Annotated in this window: 21 protein-coding genes; 6 read left to right on the top strand and 15 right to left on the bottom strand. The window is 41.9% G+C overall.

Annotated elements, in window-relative coordinates:
- Positions 1–2: 2 nt before the first annotated feature.
- On the bottom strand, positions 3–917 hold the full coding sequence (locus BIW53_RS10045) for an ExeA family protein (protein ID WP_070991745.1): 915 nt from the start codon (positions 915–917) through the stop codon (positions 3–5).
- Between the two features lie 103 nt (positions 918–1020).
- Between BIW53_RS10045 and BIW53_RS10050 the strand changes: the two genes are divergently transcribed.
- A complete protein-coding gene (locus tag BIW53_RS10050) occupies positions 1021–2130 on the top strand; it encodes a tRNA nucleotidyltransferase/poly(A) polymerase-related protein (protein ID WP_070991746.1) in 1110 nt (369 codons plus the stop codon).
- A 49-nt stretch (positions 2131–2179) separates the two neighbouring features.
- Here BIW53_RS10050 and BIW53_RS10055 read toward each other — a convergent pair whose 3' ends face one another.
- From BIW53_RS10055 to folB, 3 genes are read right to left on the bottom strand one after another with little or no spacing between them, the layout of a single operon-like run.
- Positions 2180–2983, bottom strand: coding sequence for an undecaprenyl-diphosphate phosphatase (locus BIW53_RS10055; protein ID WP_070991747.1), 804 nt, complete (start codon positions 2981–2983; stop codon positions 2180–2182).
- Positions 2980–3468 (bottom strand): 2-amino-4-hydroxy-6-hydroxymethyldihydropteridine diphosphokinase, encoded by a 489-nt coding sequence (gene folK, locus BIW53_RS10060; protein WP_070991748.1) that lies wholly within the window; start codon positions 3466–3468, stop codon positions 2980–2982. The genes BIW53_RS10055 and folK overlap by 4 nt, the downstream gene beginning before the upstream one ends.
- 2 nt (positions 3469–3470) lie before the next feature.
- Positions 3471–3824, bottom strand: a complete 354-nt coding sequence (gene folB, locus BIW53_RS10065) for a dihydroneopterin aldolase (protein ID WP_070991749.1) — start codon at positions 3822–3824, stop codon at positions 3471–3473.
- A 114-nt stretch (positions 3825–3938) separates the two neighbouring features.
- On the opposite strand from folB, the gene plsY reads away from it, so the two are divergent.
- The gene (gene plsY / locus BIW53_RS10070) at positions 3939–4526 is read left to right on the top strand and encodes a glycerol-3-phosphate 1-O-acyltransferase PlsY (RefSeq protein WP_139158824.1); all 588 of its coding nucleotides are present in this window, start codon (positions 3939–3941) and stop codon (positions 4524–4526) included.
- Here the strand turns inward: plsY and tsaD are convergent.
- From tsaD to BIW53_RS10085, 3 genes are all read right to left on the bottom strand, one after another.
- Positions 4523–5536 (bottom strand): tRNA (adenosine(37)-N6)-threonylcarbamoyltransferase complex transferase subunit TsaD, encoded by a 1014-nt coding sequence (gene tsaD / locus BIW53_RS10075; protein WP_070991750.1) that lies wholly within the window; start codon positions 5534–5536, stop codon positions 4523–4525. The two genes, plsY and tsaD, sit on opposite strands and share 4 nt — an antisense overlap.
- Before the next feature lie 87 nt (positions 5537–5623).
- A complete protein-coding gene (locus BIW53_RS10080) occupies positions 5624–6214 on the bottom strand; it encodes a YjaG family protein (RefSeq protein ID WP_070991751.1) in 591 nt (196 codons plus the stop codon).
- Complete coding sequence (locus BIW53_RS10085; RefSeq protein ID WP_070991752.1) at positions 6198–6530, bottom strand: putative signal transducing protein; 333 nt, start codon at positions 6528–6530, stop codon at positions 6198–6200. The genes BIW53_RS10080 and BIW53_RS10085 overlap by 17 nt, the downstream gene beginning before the upstream one ends.
- Positions 6531–6566: 36 nt before the next feature.
- On the opposite strand from BIW53_RS10085, the gene BIW53_RS10090 reads away from it, so the two are divergent.
- The 3 genes from BIW53_RS10090 (at position 6567) to BIW53_RS10100 (ending at position 9564) form a co-directional block, all read left to right on the top strand.
- Positions 6567–6962: a DUF2721 domain-containing protein gene (locus BIW53_RS10090; RefSeq protein WP_070991753.1), complete on the top strand. Its 396-nt coding sequence runs from the start codon at positions 6567–6569 to the stop codon at positions 6960–6962.
- Between the two features lie 63 nt (positions 6963–7025).
- A complete protein-coding gene (locus tag BIW53_RS10095) occupies positions 7026–8552 on the top strand; it encodes a DUF3369 domain-containing protein (RefSeq protein ID WP_070991754.1) in 1527 nt (508 codons plus the stop codon).
- A 112-nt stretch (positions 8553–8664) separates the two neighbouring features.
- Positions 8665–9564, top strand: a complete 900-nt coding sequence (locus BIW53_RS10100; RefSeq protein ID WP_070991755.1) for a LysR family transcriptional regulator — start codon at positions 8665–8667, stop codon at positions 9562–9564.
- A gap of 55 nt (positions 9565–9619) precedes the next feature.
- Here BIW53_RS10100 and ubiA read toward each other — a convergent pair whose 3' ends face one another.
- Entirely contained in the window at positions 9620–10489 is an 870-nt protein-coding gene (ubiA, locus tag BIW53_RS10105) for a 4-hydroxybenzoate octaprenyltransferase (RefSeq protein WP_070991756.1), read from the bottom strand.
- On the bottom strand, positions 10467–11018 hold the full coding sequence (locus BIW53_RS10110; protein WP_139158825.1) for a chorismate--pyruvate lyase family protein: 552 nt from the start codon (positions 11016–11018) through the stop codon (positions 10467–10469). Before BIW53_RS10110 ends, ubiA begins: the two co-directional genes overlap by 23 nt.
- A gap of 173 nt (positions 11019–11191) precedes the next feature.
- Between BIW53_RS10110 and BIW53_RS10115 the strand changes: the two genes are divergently transcribed.
- Positions 11192–11590 carry a flagellar basal body-associated protein FliL gene (locus BIW53_RS10115; protein ID WP_070991824.1) on the top strand — a complete coding sequence of 133 codons (399 nt, stop codon included), beginning with the start codon at positions 11192–11194 and terminating at the stop codon, positions 11588–11590.
- Here BIW53_RS10115 and glpG read toward each other — a convergent pair.
- The 6 genes from glpG to BIW53_RS10145 all read right to left on the bottom strand — a co-directional run bounded on the left by glpG (position 11587) and on the right by BIW53_RS10145 (position 16825).
- Positions 11587–12402, bottom strand: coding sequence for a rhomboid family intramembrane serine protease GlpG (glpG, locus tag BIW53_RS10120; RefSeq protein ID WP_070991758.1), 816 nt, complete (start codon positions 12400–12402; stop codon positions 11587–11589). The two genes, BIW53_RS10115 and glpG, sit on opposite strands and share 4 nt — an antisense overlap.
- Entirely contained in the window at positions 12399–12716 is a 318-nt protein-coding gene (gene glpE, locus BIW53_RS10125) for a thiosulfate sulfurtransferase GlpE (RefSeq protein ID WP_070991759.1), read from the bottom strand. The genes glpG and glpE overlap by 4 nt, the downstream gene beginning before the upstream one ends.
- A gap of 66 nt (positions 12717–12782) precedes the next feature.
- Positions 12783–13808: an L-threonine 3-dehydrogenase gene (gene tdh, locus BIW53_RS10130; RefSeq protein ID WP_070991760.1), complete on the bottom strand. Its 1026-nt coding sequence runs from the start codon at positions 13806–13808 to the stop codon at positions 12783–12785.
- A gap of 42 nt (positions 13809–13850) precedes the next feature.
- Positions 13851–15047 carry a glycine C-acetyltransferase gene (locus BIW53_RS10135; protein WP_070991761.1) on the bottom strand — a complete coding sequence of 399 codons (1197 nt, stop codon included), beginning with the start codon at positions 15045–15047 and terminating at the stop codon, positions 13851–13853.
- A 168-nt stretch (positions 15048–15215) separates the two neighbouring features.
- Positions 15216–15782 carry a D-glycero-beta-D-manno-heptose 1,7-bisphosphate 7-phosphatase gene (gmhB, locus tag BIW53_RS10140; protein WP_070991762.1) on the bottom strand — a complete coding sequence of 189 codons (567 nt, stop codon included), beginning with the start codon at positions 15780–15782 and terminating at the stop codon, positions 15216–15218.
- The gene (locus BIW53_RS10145; protein ID WP_070991763.1) at positions 15779–16825 is read right to left on the bottom strand and encodes a glycosyltransferase family 9 protein; all 1047 of its coding nucleotides are present in this window, start codon (positions 16823–16825) and stop codon (positions 15779–15781) included. The genes gmhB and BIW53_RS10145 overlap by 4 nt, the downstream gene beginning before the upstream one ends.
- Positions 16826–16933: the final 108 nt, after the last annotated feature.

Raw genomic sequence — 16933 nt, forward strand, 5'->3', positions numbered from 1 at the left:
AATTAAAAAACAAATGAAAGGATAATACCAAACACAAAGCTTGATAGGGCCGCTGATGACAGCCACCAAACTTTAGGCTTGACTGGTTTTGATTTTTCAGGCACTAAATTAAGCGGTAATGCCTCTTTGGCAGCCTGCATCGCTATCTTTTTATCCACAACTTGCTGTTGCGCTGAGTATGCCCCCAGTAAACATCTATCTGCAAGTAGGTTCAAAAGTCTTGGGATCCCTGCTGTCACCTTGTGCATATAAGCAATCGCATCATGATTGAATATCATCGTTTGACTGCCTGCCTTTTGTAATCGGTGTTGAATATAGGCATACACTTGTGACTGAGTTAATGGCAGTAAATGGTACCGAGCGGTGATCCGCTGGGCCAACTGACGCAACTCGTTACGTTGCAATAGGTGTTGCAGTTCAGGTTGCCCTACCAACACAATCTGTAGCAGCTTCTTATGATCAGTTTCTAGATTGGTCAATAGGCGCAATTGCTCTAAAACCTCAGCCGCAAGGTGTTGTGCCTCGTCAATGATCAACATGGTGTGACCGCCAGCAGCATGATTTTCAAGCAACCTTGCTTTGATTAAATCAGTCAACACTTTTAAGCTGGCCTGCTCAGCAGGGTAATCGATTTTCAACTCATCACAAATACTGGCGAGTAACTCTATCTCCGACAATGCTGGGTTTAAAATAAAAGCTACCTGAGTTGTTTCTGGTAACTGCGCCAGCATACTACGAGTTACTGTGGTTTTTCCCGTTCCCACTTCACCCGTTAACAATACAAACCCCCCTGCATCCCCCAAGCCATATGTTAAGTGTGCAAGTGCTTCTTTGTGTCTGTCACTTAAAAATAAGTATTCAGGATTTGGTGCAATGGAAAACGGTTTTTCGCTTAGTCCAAAATAGCGTAAATACACGATGCGTCTCTTTATTGTTATGATGGTGCCTATAATGGCAAAAAAACACGGTAAGTTAAAACCCTGTTTCTAATTTTGCGTAATTTGTTTATTTGAGGCTAATATGCAAGTGTATTTAGTTGGTGGTGCTGTACGTGATGAACTGTTACAACGCCCTGTTACCGAAAGAGATTATGTAGTGGTTGGCGCCACTCCCGAGCAAATGCTCACGCTAGGTTACACCCAAGTAGGAAAAGACTTTCCTGTTTTTTTACACCCAAAAACAAAAGAAGAATACGCCCTCGCCAGAACAGAGCGTAAACAAGGCCAAGGCTATGGTGGGTTTATTTGCGATTTTGCTCCGACCATCACACTTGAACAAGACCTATACCGCAGAGATTTAACAATCAATGCCATTGCCAAAGACGAGCAAGGAAACTTGATTGACCCTTACAATGGACAACAAGACATCGCAAAACGTACTTTGCGCCATGTCAGCGATGCATTTAGTGAAGATCCCTTGCGTGTGCTACGCGTCGCCCGTTTTGCAGCCCGCTATCATTACCTTGAGTTTACCATCGCACCAGAAACACAACAGTTGATGGCAAACATGGTGGCAAACAAAGAGCTGGATACGCTTACCAAAGAACGTGTGTGGATGGAAATTGAAAAAAGCCTAAATGATGGCCAAATAGAAGTATTTAGTAATATCTTACAAGAACTAGGTGCACTGACTGTCGTTATGCCCATGCTCACATATTGGAATAACGAGTATGCAAAACAATTGGCAAATGCCATCCAGTCCCTTGATAAAAATCAAGAAAACTACAAACTCATTCAATTTTGCCTTTGGCTTTCACCAAGCTCTCTAGACGCTTTAAAAGGTATTGAGCAGCAATTAAAAGTCCCCAACAAATATGCTCAAAGTGCTCGAGACTACTGCCAACATCAGTCGCTTTTGTCAGGCAATCAGATTAATGAACAAGCGGCGCTAACACTGTTTAATCAGCTTGATATTTGGCGTCGCCCAGAACGCTTTGAATTGCTGTGCGATGTTGCACAGGCCGATGTCCAGATAAACCAAGATATAGTCGATAAGTTACAACAAGCAGCGCAAGCTGCACTGGCAGTTGCGCCACAAAGCATAATAAAACAAGGCTTTAAAGGTGTCGAAATCAAGCATCAATTAGCTTTAGCTAGAGAAAATGCGATTAAACAGGTTTTAACGCTGTAAATAAAAAGGCCCGCATCATTGTATGCGGACCTTCATACACTGAGATATATTACCAAAGTAAAAACGCAAACAATGCGCCACCGAGCAATAACCGGTAGATCACAAAGGGCATCATTCCCATTCTTTCAATAACTTTTAAGAAAAAGTGAATACATGCGTATGCGGTAATAAATGATAGTATCGAGCCAAGTACAATAGCATTCCAATTGATTACTTCTTCGCTGCTTGAGAGCTTATATACGTAATATGAGCCAGCCGCTGCAATCACTGGAATAGACATTAAAAACGAAAAACGCGCTGCGCTTTGCTTATTTAATCCAAGCAGCAAACCAACAGTCATGGTGATCCCCGAACGTGAAGTGCCGGGAAATATCATAGCAACCACTTGGGACAAACCAATCAGTAGCGCACTTAACCAATTAAGTTGATAAATCGTTTTAATTTGTTTCGCGCTTTTATCCGCATACCAAAGTAATAGACCAAACACCACGGTGGTGGTGGCAATGATCCAGGCATTACGTGAATAGACTTCAACAAAGTCCTTTACCAAATAACCAATAATCAGCGACGGAACTGTTGCAATCAGTATCCACCATCCTAATTGACTGTCATCGCTCTTACCCTGCGCACCAAAAGAGCCGAACCATGCAACCAGAATATCAGCCACTTCTTTGCGAAAATAAATCACCACAGCCAACAATGTACCCACATGTACAGCAACGTCAAAAGCAGTACCTTGATCAGCCCACCCCAAGATTTGCGAGGGTAAAATAAGGTGAGCGGAGCTTGATATCGGTAAAAACTCGGTTAATCCCTGAACTAACGCCAAAACTATAATTTCAATAATACTCACGGCAACGAAAACTCCACTTTCCACAATTTTTGATTAGGGTTGTTATAAGCTTGCCAAATATCGGCAATACTTCTTTTACACACAGGATGAACATGATCAGGAGCAATTTCAAAGAGTGGTAATAACACAAAAGCATTTTTGGTTATCTCGTCTCTGGGTAGTTGAGCCGGCTGCTCACAAATCACATCGTCATAAAATAATAAATCTAGGTCTAACGTTCGCGGGCTAAACTTTTTATCCTGACGAGTACGACCATTATCCAACTCAATCTGTTTAAGCAGCACACAAACCTGCTCCAAAGACAGATCCGTCGATGCACTCAGCACAGAGTTATAAAAGTTGCTACCATTGAAGCCAACCGCCACGCTTTCGTAAACACTTGAATGTTTATAGTTTGGAAAGTGTTTTATCAATGCAGTCAATCCTGCCTTTAAGTTGTGCTCACGATTTACGTTTGAACCTAGACTAATATAAATCTGCGCCATAACTAACTTTTCACTCTGGTGATTTCAACACCAACCGTTTTTGCAGCGGGCACCGCCGCAGGCTTGCTTACTTTTATAGTAACTTGTTGAACATTGAATTCGGCCAAGATAATTTTAGCCAATTGCTCTAACAGTGTTTCTAGCAGTTCAACTGGTTGGGCCGTCGTGTGAGCAATAACTCGCTCACTTACTTTGGCATAATCCACAGCGAAGTTAATATCATCACTTTGGGCAGCAGCCGAAATGTCGGTCAACATCTCAATGTCAAAGTACAAGCTTTGTTTACTTTCCTTCTCAAAGTCGTAAACTCCTATTATAGTTTCGACGTGTAGTTGTGAGATATAGACCTTATCCATTGATACTCCACTGATTGCATAACTGGGTTCTGTGACTACTTATTAAGTTATCCACAGTCGGCATAGAAACGCCGATCATAGCCGAAAACGTCACAAGACAAAATAAGGAAAAACGTGTTAGTTAGTTTAATCTGTCTCTGTGCCTATTTAATTGGCTCTATCTCATCAGCGGTATTAGTTTGTCGAGTGTTCGGCTTGCCCGATCCGCGCTTTGCGGGTTCACACAATCCAGGTGCGACGAATGTTTTGCGTTTAGGGGGAAAACTACCTGCGGCATTGGTGTTGGTATTCGATATCCTCAAAGGTACTATCCCTGTGTGGGGAGCATATTTCTTACAGATTGAACCAATTTGGCTCGGTGCCGTTGCAGTCGCTGCATGTTTAGGTCACATTTATCCGGTATTTTTTCACTTCAATGGTGGTAAGGCTGTAGCTACGGCATTTGGTGCGTTACTACCAATAGGTTTGTCGCTTGGCGGGTTACTTATCGGTACTTGGCTACTGGTTTTGTGGCTCACTCGCTACTCATCATTGGCAGCCATCACGGCTGTGACGCTTGCCCCACTGTATACATGGTGGATAAAGCCTGTCTACACATTACCTGTTAGCTTTCTAACAGTCGTTATTATCTTTAGGCATAGGGAAAATATCAAAAGGCTCCTTCAAGGTAAGGAGCCAAAGGTAGGACAAAAAAAGGACTAAAGCGGCTTTAGGCTATCTAATGGCCAACGTGGTTGAGTTTTCATATCAAGCGGTGCATATTGCTTAGCCTTCAAACGTTGCATGCCAGCAAAGGCGATCATCGCACCATTGTCGGTACAAAACTCAGTACGTGGATAATATACTTTACCCTGCATACCTTGCATCACACGTTCTAGTTTATTTCTCAGTTCCGTGTTCGCACTCACTCCGCCAGCTATGACAAGACGTTTAATATTCGTTTCTTTTAATGCCCTTTTACATTTTATAGCCAGAGTGTCTATAACCGCTGTTTGAAATGCATGGGCAATATCCGCCTTTGTTTGCTCATCATCACCTGCGGAGCGAATAGTGTTAGCGGCCGCAGTTTTGAGGCCACTGAAACTAAAATCAAGTCCAGGTCTGTCGGTCATAGGTCTTGGAAATACAAAACGTTTCGCAACGCCTTGTTGTGCCATTTTAGCCAATAAAGGGCCGCCGGGATAATCTAGACCAAGCAATTTAGCTGTTTTGTCAAATGCTTCACCTGCAGCATCATCTACTGACTCACCTAACACTTCATATTCGCCAATACCTTCAACCTTCACCATCATGGTGTGGCCGCCAGATACTAATAGTGCAATAAAAGGAAATTCAGGGCGTTCATCCTCTAGCATTGGTGCTAACAAATGACCTTCCATATGATGTACCGCAACCGCTGGAATATTCCAGCCGAAGGCCAAAGAACGGCCAATTGAAGTGCCTACTAATAAAGCCCCAACCAAACCTGGTCCTGCTGTATAAGCTACACCGTCAAGAGATTCAGGACCACATCCAGCTTGCTCAAACGCTGCCTCTATCAAGGGAATGGTTTTACGCACATGGTCACGAGATGCCAGCTCCGGCACCACGCCACCATAGTCTGCATGGACTTTTACCTGACTATATAGTTGGTGTGCAAGTAGGCCTTGCTCATCATCATAAATCGCAATACCGGTTTCATCACACGATGATTCTATGCCTAAAATTCGCACACAGACTCTCCCAAGACTTGAATTTAAAAGGCGGGTATTTTACCTGCAGGCACTTTCATTGAGCAAGTAAATCCCCTGAATTTGCGCTTAAATGGTCAAACCTATATTGGTTTGGCCATCAGCGACAGCGTGTTGTTTCAGCTCTTTTACGTTATCAGAGCTAATACGTCCCATATTCTCTACAAAGTCTATCAACTCAGATAAAATTTCTATCTCATACTGCATCACAGGGTGATCGCGAACCAACGTGTTATCCGGCTCTATATCATCGTTTAGTAACAAAAATTCAACATAACGAGCAACTGTTGCTTGAGATATCTTTGCGATACTAATAAATTCTTGCTCATCTTTAGCCATTAGGCCGTGCATTAAACCTAATAGTGCCGTTGCCGCATCAATAGCTGGATAAGTACCAAACATGTCGAACTGAGCAAGCTCAGGCACATTAGGCTCGACTTTTTCGATCTGCTTTTCAAGGCTGATCTTACTTTTGGGTAACAATAGCTTTTCCCAACACACGTTCAACGCACTTCTTAAAGCTGACTCATCACCAAACCCTGTTGCTTCACTAAATAGTCCGTAATTGGGCAACATCCTTTCGATGATGGCGGCTGCTAACACAGCCTGTTGTAAATAGTTAAGCTCTCTGATGCGCTGGAAATTATTCGCTTTGGTCATTTTGTTTTCCACATTGCCAGCAATACTGAAATGCTGGTCCGTTCAATTCTGTACAATGGTTGCAACGCCAGTCTGAGGTAAGTTGCTTTTGCGCGTAGTCTACCAATATTTTTTGTGCTGCGCGTACTTTTATCTCATAAACCATTAAACTCAATTTAGCCTGATCTGCGGGTATTTCACCGATGCCACCCAGTAAAGGTTCACCATCCAGTCGAGAAACAATTCTAGCTTGGCTAAGTAAGCCTTTTACTATGTGTGCTTCAAGCAGATTATCTGTTGTAAATACACATCGCCATTTAAAGCTATTATCTGTCATAATTATTACTCAATCTTGATTATTGAAGAGGCTCAAATGACGCTAACCACTCCTGGACTTTTATTTCCTGCTATCTCATTACTTTTATTGGCATACACAAATCGATTTTTAGTCTTAGCACAACTCATTAGAGAACTTAATGCCCGAGAAGGAGACAGTATCCGGCCTTTAGTGCGAGCACAAATTGATAACCTAAGAAAGCGTATCAAGTTAATTCGTTTCATGCAGGTGTGGGGCGTGATCGCATTTTTATTGTGTACGTTATCAATGTTCGCATTATTTATCGACATCGCACTAACTGGAATTATATTATTTGGTGCCAGTTTATGCTGCCTCATTGCATCACTTATTATCTCTTTGTATGAGATACATATTTCGTGTGATGCCATAGAAATAGAATTACAAAATATCGAGAAAAAGCCAACTTCTTGATTAAGCAGATGCTGACTTTAGTGACTATACTGACTTAGTAAACAGTCATTAAAGGGTCAGCGAGTGAGCAGTTTTCTTTTCTCTGATGAGTCTATTGAAGAACCAAAAGCCCCAAATTTAAAGTCTGAATACTGGGATATCCTAATTGTCGATGATGAGGAAGACATTCATCAGGTCACAAAACTGGTCTTGTCAGGCTTTGAGTTTGAAAAGAAATCACTCCGATTTCACCATGCCTATTCTGCGCAAGAAGCCAAAGAAATACTCGAAAAAGAGCATCTGATTTCGGTGGGTTTAGTGGATGTTGTGATGGAGACCAACCATGCTGGGCTTGATCTTATCAAATATATTCGTAACGACTTAGCCAATCATGATGTGAGGCTTATTCTACGTACAGGCCAACCAGGAGAAGCTCCTGAAGAGTCTGTAATTCGCGACTACGATATTAACGACTATAAGAATAAAACCGAATTGACTGCAGTGAAACTCAAAACGTTACTCTACTCGGCATTACGAGCTCACCGAGACATTCAGATTATTGAAAAGCACAAGCGCGGGTTAGAACAAATAATTAATGCTTCGTCCTCTTTTTTAAAATGCAATAGTGTCAGAGAATTTGCATCCACCATTTTGACACATGTATCTAATGTAATGGGGCTCAACGACAATGATATCTACTGCGCTGCGGCCATTAACAACCGTAAAGAATCAGGTGCACACTTCAGGCTATTAGCCGCATCTGGTGAAGGCGTTGAGCCTAGTTCATCTGTGATACCCAATCATGTTAAAGAGTTATTTATAGAATCTCATAACCTCAAGGCATCCCGCTCCACTGATACTGAATACGTCGGCTATTTTCCTTCCGCTGGAGGGGGAGAAACAATGCTTTATGTAGGCAAAGACTCGCAAATGAAAAGTACTGACAGACAGCTACTGGAGTTTTTTGCCAATAATATTGCGTTGGCTTATGACAATATTAAATTAAGAGAAACAGTTAAAGATTCTCAAAAAGAACTGTCCTACATTCTTGGCGAAGCTGTTGAACGTCGCTCAAAAGAAACAGGGTCTCATGTCAAAAGAGTTGCCCATTACAGCATGTTACTGGCTAAACTTTGCGACTTATCCGATTATCGCGCCGAGATAATCAAACTGGCTTCACCACTTCATGATATTGGCAAGATCAGCATTCCTGATAATATTTTAAATAAGCCAGACAAGCTGAACGATGCTGAATGGGAAATTATGAAGACGCACGCGCAAACTGGTTACGAAATTTTACAACATTCTTCTAACGAAATTTTACAATGTGGCGCTACAATAGCTCATCAGCATCATGAAAAGTGGGATGGTTCCGGTTACCCCAGAGGTCTCAAAGGTGAACAAATTGATATTGTAGGTCGTATTACCGCCCTGGCTGATGTGTTTGACGCTTTAGGTAGCGATCGATGTTATAAACCTTCATGGCCTTTAGAAAAAGTACTGGCGCTGATACAATCTGAGAAAGGGAAGCAATTTGATCCAAAGCTTGTTGATCTGTTTATAGACAATTTAGATCAGTTTATTGCAATTAGAGATAGCTACCCCGATTGAGTTTTGTAAGCAGAATGTAAAATTTTCACTTTCAATCTTCCATTACTTGTATTAGTATTAGGAAAATACACAATACCGTTGTGTCACTTGTAGAAATTAAAAGGAATTTCGAATGAGATTTGAACAACTAGAACAGTTTGTCGCCTTAGGTAACTTACGCCACTTCAGACAAGCTGCTGAACAAACAAAGATTAGTACATCAGCTTTGACTAGAAGCATTCAAACGCTTGAAGATGAAATTGGATGCGAACTTGTCAAGCGCTCAACACGCTCTGTGAGACTAACAGAACAGGGTGAAATGTTTTTAAGTTACTGTAAAACAACGCTGTCAGAATTAGAGATGACAAAGAAAACTATCAAACAAAGCCTGTTTGGTAGAGATCAGCAAAAATTGGTTATCGGTTATACCAGCGACGCCAGCTCTATTGTACCAATGTCATGTGGTCAGTTCCTTGCTGATTACCCGAACATTAAAATCGAGATGCAGTTACAAGACGAGCATGAGCTGACTCGTAAGTTGCAGCTTGGAGAAATTGATATCAGCGTATATCTGCAAAGTGCTAGTAATGTTGTCAGTGATATATATCTTCCTGATCAATTGATTCTGTTCGTTGCTAAGCATCACCCTCTTGCTAGTAAGGATTCACTGCGCAAAGAAGAGCTATACGATTACCCTATGTTTGGCTGCTTTTCACAGTCGAAGCAAGTACAAACAATGCTCAATGAAGCTGTTGATGGGTTAAACAAAAGCAGTAGCATGAAAATTGGTAACATTGACCAAGTTATGGATGGCCTGAAGCAGTCAAATCACTTCGCTATAGCCAGCATTGAACATGCTAATACAATCGCACAGGACCCAAGTTTAGTGATCCTGAAAACGAACAAGGACATTAATCACGAGCAATTAGTGGTGCAAACCAACCATCACGTTAACAGAGATGGTCACATCAAGCATTTACTTGGCCTGATAGAAAACTCAGCTAAAGCCAAAACTTGCGCATCAAATATATAAATATTTTCATAAAATAAAAAAAGGATGCTTGCTGCATCCTTTTTTTATTACTCTGTTATATATAATTTAGCGCTATACCAACAAAAATCACCAAACCTATACGATTGTTGCGCAAAAATGAGTTAAAACAATGATCTCTATCTCGGCCATGTATAGCCACTTGTAATTGCGCTAATAGCACTGCGGCGACAAGCAATGAAGCAAAGTAGTACCATGATAACTCTAGCTGCGCACCCACATAACTTAGCAGTGCCACAAACGCAATATTTAGTAAAGCAATCCAATGTCTGTCATAACGACCGAACAAAATAGCCGTCGATTTAACGCCTATTTTTAAGTCGTCATCTCTATCTACCATTGCGTACATAGTGTCATACGCAACTGTCCATAAAACGTTTGCTAGAAACAGCCACCAAGCATACATAGGCACGTTATTGTTAGAGGCCATAAATGCCATTGGAATTGAAAAACTATACGCCATGCCCAAAACAACTTGAGGCAAATGAGTGTAACGCTTCATAAATGGATAACAAGCCGCTAATAATAGTGCCACAGCCGAGAGCATGATAGTTTGCCAGTTAAGTGTAAGTACCAATACAAATGCACACAATATAAGTACAATAAACAAACTTATAGCTTCACCTGGTTGCACCTCGCCTCGTGCCAACGGTCGAGTTGAAGTTCTCTTTACTGCACCATCTACCTTTCGATCAGCAAAATCGTTGATCACACACCCAGCACTACGCATTATGAAAACACCACAACTAAACACCAGCAACAAATGAATTGGTGGTATTCCTGAATTAGCTATCCATAATGCCCAGTACGTTGGCCATAGGAGTAATAAAGTACCTATGGGCCTATCCGTTCTCATCAGACGTAAATAAGCGGGTAAGTGCTTTCTACTTAGCAAGTTGAGTTGCATAATTCACCTTAGGTAAAAATACTTCACACACCATAATTTTGGCTTCTCGGTTGGTAAACACGCGACGTCTTGCATACATATTGTGCAGAGGTAATTGCAAGTCATTCAACAATGCATCATATCCAGAATGATTGTTAACACAAGCGACTTCTAACTCAGAACGCTGCCATGACTCATCTTGAAACAAGACCTCTCCCAAAGGCCTAGACCCTAATTGACGAACTCCTAAATCAGAGGCTTGTGTACTAATCCAACTTTGCGCATAAACCCGAGCTACATCGTCACAAACCAGTAACACCTCGCGACACTGTATCTGCCTGCACTGTTGTCCAAGCAAGTTTTTGTGTAATGAATCACTTGCCAGCCATTGTTCACGTAACACGTCAACTCTAAATAGGTCACTTTGGCTTTTTAATAAAGCGGTTAACGAGCCTTCATTCAAGATCATCGAAGCGTCTGGACTAGGCAGGTTCGGGCATTCATGTGTCGAATGCCATTCAAAATCAATAGGAAATGGGGTTATTAACAAAACAATATCTGCTATCAAAAAAACTCGCGTATATCATAGCACTCCCCCGCCCTTGGCAAAAGTTTGCTGATATTTTAATAGGATATACACTTCAAATATGTAAATTAATTGCATTTACGTATACACTTAGCCTTGAAAACTATGCCGTTGAACCAATGGGAATTCTAATTGTTATGAATAAGCCTTTCTATCTACTTGTCGCAATTCTTATGCTAGCTTTGAGCAGTTATGGAGCACGAGCGAATTCCAATGTAGGCTACTTTGGTTTTGAACCTGATATCATTACCAATTATATTGGCCAATCAAACAAAAAACTTGGCTATGTACGTGTAACAGTAGATTTGATGCTGGATGACGTCAGCAATATAAGCGTAGTTGAACACCACACCCCTCTACTTAGAGATGCAATAGTACAGATCCTAAGTAAAGAACCTGAAGAGACAATTAAGTCTCTTACAGGCAGAGAAGAAATTCGCCGACGTTGCTCAGATAGACTAAAGAACCTGCTAAAAGAAGAAACGGGCGAAGAAATCATCCGTGATGTACTTTTCACAAAGTACTTATATCATTAAGTATGTTTTTGTTTGGGTTGTACAAATGCGATTAACATACCGCTGAGCAAGCCAAACAAATGAGCCCAATTTGCCATGCTAATAAAAAATAGCTCGGTAAAGCCAAAAATCATCCACAGTAGCATGAATCCAATTATTGGTTTGCCAACAATAGGCTCTTGAGCAGAGTGCTTCACACTGTAAATCCAAGCATAGCCTAGCAATGCATAGACAACACCACTTAACCCACCAAAGCGACTATCAACCATCAGAAATTGAGCCCAATTACTGACAAAACTGCTGACAATAAAAAGAATAAATAGATATCGTGCACCTGTACGCTGCACAATCTGGTGACCAAGATGCAACCACCAACTTAGGTTAAAAACTAAATGCAAAGCACCAAAGTGTAGCAGTACAGGTGTGACCCAACTCAAAGGCGCATCTGGTTTAAACTGTAAGCTGGTAAAAATAGCGTTAGCATCAAATAAATAAAAGCTACCGAATACAATCAAGCACAGTACAAATATCAGCTTTAAAAACCAGTGCAAAGCTGAAAAACGTTGTCGCAAATTGAGATCACTGCCACCATAGATCAACGCTGAGTTGGTGTGTCCACTTTGCCAAGAGGCATCTGAGTATTTACTGTGATGCGGATTATTCACGAAGTCTTGCCAAAGAATATCAGCTTGTGTCCGATAGGTTTCTGAGACCCACACTTCAACATTGATACCATCATTGGAGCGTAAACTAACAGGTATGCCTTGTGTTTTAAAATAATCAGCGGCCCCTTGAACGGCCCGTGGATTATTATAGGTCCCTAGTAAAATCATTTATTTATAAAGTCCGGTAACTCTGAAGCCCACTGTGTAAAACCACCATCCATGCTATAAACATCTTCAAAGCCTTGCTCGATTAAATAATTCGCCGCGCCTTGAGAGCTGATCCCGTGATAACAAACCACAATAATAGGCTGATCAAACTCTTTTTCTTGCATAAAATGCGCAATATTCGCATTAGACAAATGCTCTGCCCCCGGAATGTGCCCCTGAGTAAAGCTATTCTCATCACGGATATCCGCAATTACAACATCATCACGCTCTAATAATTGTTTGGTCTGTGCGACAGAAATATGTTTCATTGACATAATATATACTACTCATAAAAAGCAAAAAGGCGACCAATGTCGCCTTTGATATGTAAAATACGGCTACTAATCCCAGTTTAAGATCACTTTACCTGATTGACCAGAGATCATAGTGTCAAAACCAATCTGGAAATCATCGATATGGAATTGATGGGTAATAATTGGTTCAAGATTTAGCCCAGATTGAATTAGGCTAGCCATTTTGTACCAGGTCTCAAACATTTCTCGACCATAAATACCTTTGATCACTAATCCTTTGAAAATGACCTGATTCCAATCAACTGCCATATCCGAAGGAGGAATACCTAACATGGCAATCTTACCGCCATGATTCATGTTATTAAGCATACTATTGAACGCAACGGGTACGCCTGACATTTCAAGCCCGATATCAAACCCTTCAGTCATGCCTAGCTCTTTCATAACATCTTCAAGCTTTTCGTTGCCTACATTAACTGCACGTGTTGCGCCCATTTTGCGAGCCAACTCAAGACGGTATTCATTAACATCGGTGATCACTACATGACGCGCACCTACGTGTTTTGCAACAGCTGCGGCCATAATACCTATCGGGCCTGCACCTGTGATTAATACGTCTTCACCAACTAAGTCAAATGACAAAGCCGTATGTACAGCATTACCAAATGGGTCAAAAATAGAAGCGAGCTCATCTGAGATATTATCAGGGATCTTAAAAGCATTGAATGCTGGGATCACTAAATACTCTGCAAATGACCCTTCACGGTTAACACCTACACCTGTGGTGTTACGACATAAGTGTACGCGACCAGCACGACAGTTTCGACAGTGTCCACACGTAATATGCCCTTCACCTGAGACTCTATCACCAATATTGAAGCCACGTACTTCTTGGCCCATATCGACCACTTCACCTACATATTCATGACCAACTACCATAGGTGTAGGAATGGTTTTTTGTGCCCATTCATCCCACTTGTAGATGTGTACATCGGTGCCACAAATTGCGGTTTTACGGATCTTAATTAACAGATCGTTGTGCCCTACTTCCGGTTTAGGCGCATCCGTCATCCAAATCCCTGGTTCGGCTTTTAACTTAGATAAAGCTTTCATAATCGTTACTCAAAACAAGGAAGCTATTGCTCCGCTTTTAAATTAAATAATACCTAACTCTTTACCGATGCGAGTGAAGGCAGAAATCGCTTTATCAAGCTGCTCTTGAGTATGTGCAGCCGAGATTTGAGTACGAATTCTCGCTTGCCCTTTTGGTACTACAGGAAATGAGAAGCCAGTCACATAAATTCCCTCAGCCAATAACTTGTCTGCCATTTGCGCAGCAATCTTTGCATCACCCAACATCACCGGAATAATAGCGTGATCTTTGCCTGCACAGGTGAAACCAGCCGCTTCCATATGTTCACGGAAATAAGCCGCATTACGCCACAAGGTATCACGCAACTCTTTACCTTCTTTTAGCATATCTAATACAGCAATCGAGGCTGTCACAATAGATGGTGCCAATGAATTTGAGAACAAGTATGGGCGTGAGCGCTGACGCAACCATTCTACCACTTCTTTCTTACCTGAAGTATAGCCACCTGATGCTCCACCAAGCGCTTTACCCAAGGTCCCCGTGATTATGTCTACACGCTCCATCACACCGCAATATTCAGGTGTACCGCGTCCATTTTCGCCAACAAACCCAACCGCGTGAGAATCATCAACCATGACTAGCGCATTATACTTGTCGGCCAAATCACATACCGCTTTTAAATTACAGATCACACCATCCATCGAAAATACGCCGTCTGTGGCAATCAGTTTGGTTTTGGCACCGGCTTCGGTTGCTGCAATTAACTGTTGCTCCAAATCAGCCATATCGTTATTAGCATAGCGGAAACGTTTCGCTTTACATAGGCGAACCCCATCAATGATAGACGCATGGTTTAACGCATCAGAGATAATCGCATCATCAGGGCCTAAAATAGTTTCAAACAAACCTGCATTGGCATCAAAACATGACGAATACAAAATGGTGTCTTCTGTTTGTAGAAACTCGCTGATTTTTGCTTCAAGTGTTTTGTGAATGTCTTGCGTACCGCAAATAAAACGAACCGATGCAACACCAAAACCGTGTGCATCTAAGCCTTGCTTGGCAGCAGCAATTAGGCTTGGATGATTTGCCAATCCTAAATAGTTGTTTGCGCAGAAGTTAATTACAGATTCACCGCTTTCAACAGCGATTTGCGCCTGTTGAGAAGAAGTGATCACGCGTTCATTTTTATACAAACCTTCAGCTTTTACTTCTTCAAGCTGTTGCTGTAGCTGGCTATAAAAGGCCGATGCTCTCATTTGGAGTCTCCATTATTTGCACGGGTCCCAATGTACACGCTACTTTACCTTCACTGTGAGAGTGTCAAAGCGCATACAGGGTAAATCAAACTGGGTTGCTATTGTAAAAGGTTCAACCCGTAAATGCACGGGTTGTGATTATCGTGGGCTCTACCATAAAGTAAATATTTATGAGACAAGCGGTAGTAAGGCTGGGACTTGGCCTAAAGATTGGCACACATGGTCAGCTTTACGCTTTGCTTCGTCACTAAAAGACTGACCTGACTCAACCAAAATAGCTAAATTGACACCTGCTGCTCTGGCAGCTTCAATATCTGACAGCTTATCACCAACCATCACACTGTGACTGACATCTATATCAAACTCGGCAATCGCCTCATTGAGCATACCTGGGTTAGGCTTTCGACAATCACACTCTTTTTGAAATTCCGGAAGTGCTTTATGTGGATGATGTGGGCAGTAATAGACCTTACTGATGGTTACTTGATGCTTAGCAAACTCACTACACATCCACTCACTCAATCTCGCAAACTGCTGCTCATCATAATACCCTCGGCCGATACCTGATTGGTTCGTTACCACAACTATTATGTAGCCCTTCGCGATAAACTGTTGGCAGGCTGCAAAGACACCATCGATAAACTCAAAGTCTTCAATTTTATGAACATAGGCATGATCGATATTAATAACCCCATCTCGGTCTAAAAAAACCGCTTTATTTTGCTTTTTGCTCATAGTTTCTGCGCCTTTACCACGTGATCAAACATCTCAATGACTTCTTGTGTCTGAATTTGTTGCATCAAATCATCCCCCTTTACGCGCACTCCCCATGGTAATTGCTGGGCAGTTTTACCTTTTTGTTTGAGCAAGTTTTTATGATACACCTCTACCACATAATCCTGATACAAATAAGGCCCGGTGCGTTTTGGATTTGAATGGGCATACAAGCCAATTACAGGGGTACCAACTGTTACGGCCATATGTGCAGGCCCTGTATCGGGCGCCAACACCAAACTAGCCTGCTTTAAAACACACAGTAATACCTTTAGCTGGGTTTTACCCACCAAGTTGGTGATATCACATTGAGCGTGCTTACAAATCGCGGCAGCTAACTCTTGCTCTAGCGGCGTGGGTCCACCGGTGATCACCACTGAAAACCCCTGCGCCGCAGCATGCTCAGCAACAGCAGCGTAACGCTCAGCTAACCAGTTTCGCGCCGCTTTGCTAGCTGCTGGAGATATAACAAACACTCTGTCATTACATGATGCCAACAAGTCTGTGGCTTGCTGTTCATGCTCTGCTGATATTGGCATGTGCCAAGTTGGTGTTTTACATTCAACACCAATCGTACGGGCAAATTGTTGAAACCCTTCCAGTACATGTGGCTCATTTTGTGGTGCAATACGCTTATTGATAAATAGTGAATGCAACTCTTTGCTGCGCCCTCTATCAAAGCCAATTTTCACCTTGGCAGGAATACAACGAGCAGCGAGATTGGCACGCAGAGCAACTTGCATGTGTAACAGCACATCAAACTTGCGCCCCTTAAAAGTACGCTTAAGTGCTTGATAAGCAGCTTTTCCCTGTTTTTTATCAAAAACAACAAACTCAACCCCAGGTAAGTCTGCCAATAACATTGCTTCTACTTTACCTATCACCCAAGTAATCGCAGCGTTTGGATAGCGAGCTTGAATGGCCTGCACCGCCGCAACGGCATGGCATACATCACCTATTGCAGAAAGTCTAAGAATACAAATAGAACTAGGAGGCTGAGACACAAATTTCCTATTTATCAAAAATATTTTCGCCAGATCTTAAATTAATCAATTTGCTTTGCAAGTTTATGGTCAACAAAAAACACGTTACACTTGGCACAACTTTTACCT

The organism is Pseudoalteromonas byunsanensis (genome assembly GCF_001854475.1).
GTDB lineage: Bacteria > Pseudomonadota > Gammaproteobacteria > Enterobacterales > Alteromonadaceae > Pseudoalteromonas > Pseudoalteromonas byunsanensis.

What these genes read in the sequence shown, in the direction of transcription:
- BIW53_RS10050 (WP_070991746.1), top strand. Translation starts at nt 1,021, where the DNA reads ATGCAAGTGTATTTAGTTGGTGGTGCTGTACGTGATGAACTGTTACAA.
- folK (WP_070991748.1), bottom strand. Translation starts at nt 3,468, where the DNA reads ATGGCGCAGATTTATATTAGTCTAGGTTCAAACGTAAATCGTGAGCAC.
- folB (WP_070991749.1), bottom strand. Translation starts at nt 3,824, where the DNA reads ATGGATAAGGTCTATATCTCACAACTACACGTCGAAACTATAATAGGA.
- BIW53_RS10080 (WP_070991751.1), bottom strand. Translation starts at nt 6,214, where the DNA reads ATGACCAAAGCGAATAATTTCCAGCGCATCAGAGAGCTTAACTATTTA.
- BIW53_RS10085 (WP_070991752.1), bottom strand. Translation starts at nt 6,530, where the DNA reads ATGACAGATAATAGCTTTAAATGGCGATGTGTATTTACAACAGATAAT.
- BIW53_RS10090 (WP_070991753.1), top strand. Translation starts at nt 6,567, where the DNA reads ATGACGCTAACCACTCCTGGACTTTTATTTCCTGCTATCTCATTACTT.
- BIW53_RS10100 (WP_070991755.1), top strand. Translation starts at nt 8,665, where the DNA reads ATGAGATTTGAACAACTAGAACAGTTTGTCGCCTTAGGTAACTTACGC.
- ubiA (WP_070991756.1), bottom strand. Translation starts at nt 10,489, where the DNA reads ATGCAACTCAACTTGCTAAGTAGAAAGCACTTACCCGCTTATTTACGT.
- BIW53_RS10115 (WP_070991824.1), top strand. Translation starts at nt 11,192, where the DNA reads ATGAATAAGCCTTTCTATCTACTTGTCGCAATTCTTATGCTAGCTTTG.
- glpG (WP_070991758.1), bottom strand. Translation starts at nt 12,402, where the DNA reads ATGATTTTACTAGGGACCTATAATAATCCACGGGCCGTTCAAGGGGCC.
- glpE (WP_070991759.1), bottom strand. Translation starts at nt 12,716, where the DNA reads ATGTCAATGAAACATATTTCTGTCGCACAGACCAAACAATTATTAGAG.
- tdh (WP_070991760.1), bottom strand. Translation starts at nt 13,808, where the DNA reads ATGAAAGCTTTATCTAAGTTAAAAGCCGAACCAGGGATTTGGATGACG.
- BIW53_RS10135 (WP_070991761.1), bottom strand. Translation starts at nt 15,047, where the DNA reads ATGAGAGCATCGGCCTTTTATAGCCAGCTACAGCAACAGCTTGAAGAA.
- gmhB (WP_070991762.1), bottom strand. Translation starts at nt 15,782, where the DNA reads ATGAGCAAAAAGCAAAATAAAGCGGTTTTTTTAGACCGAGATGGGGTT.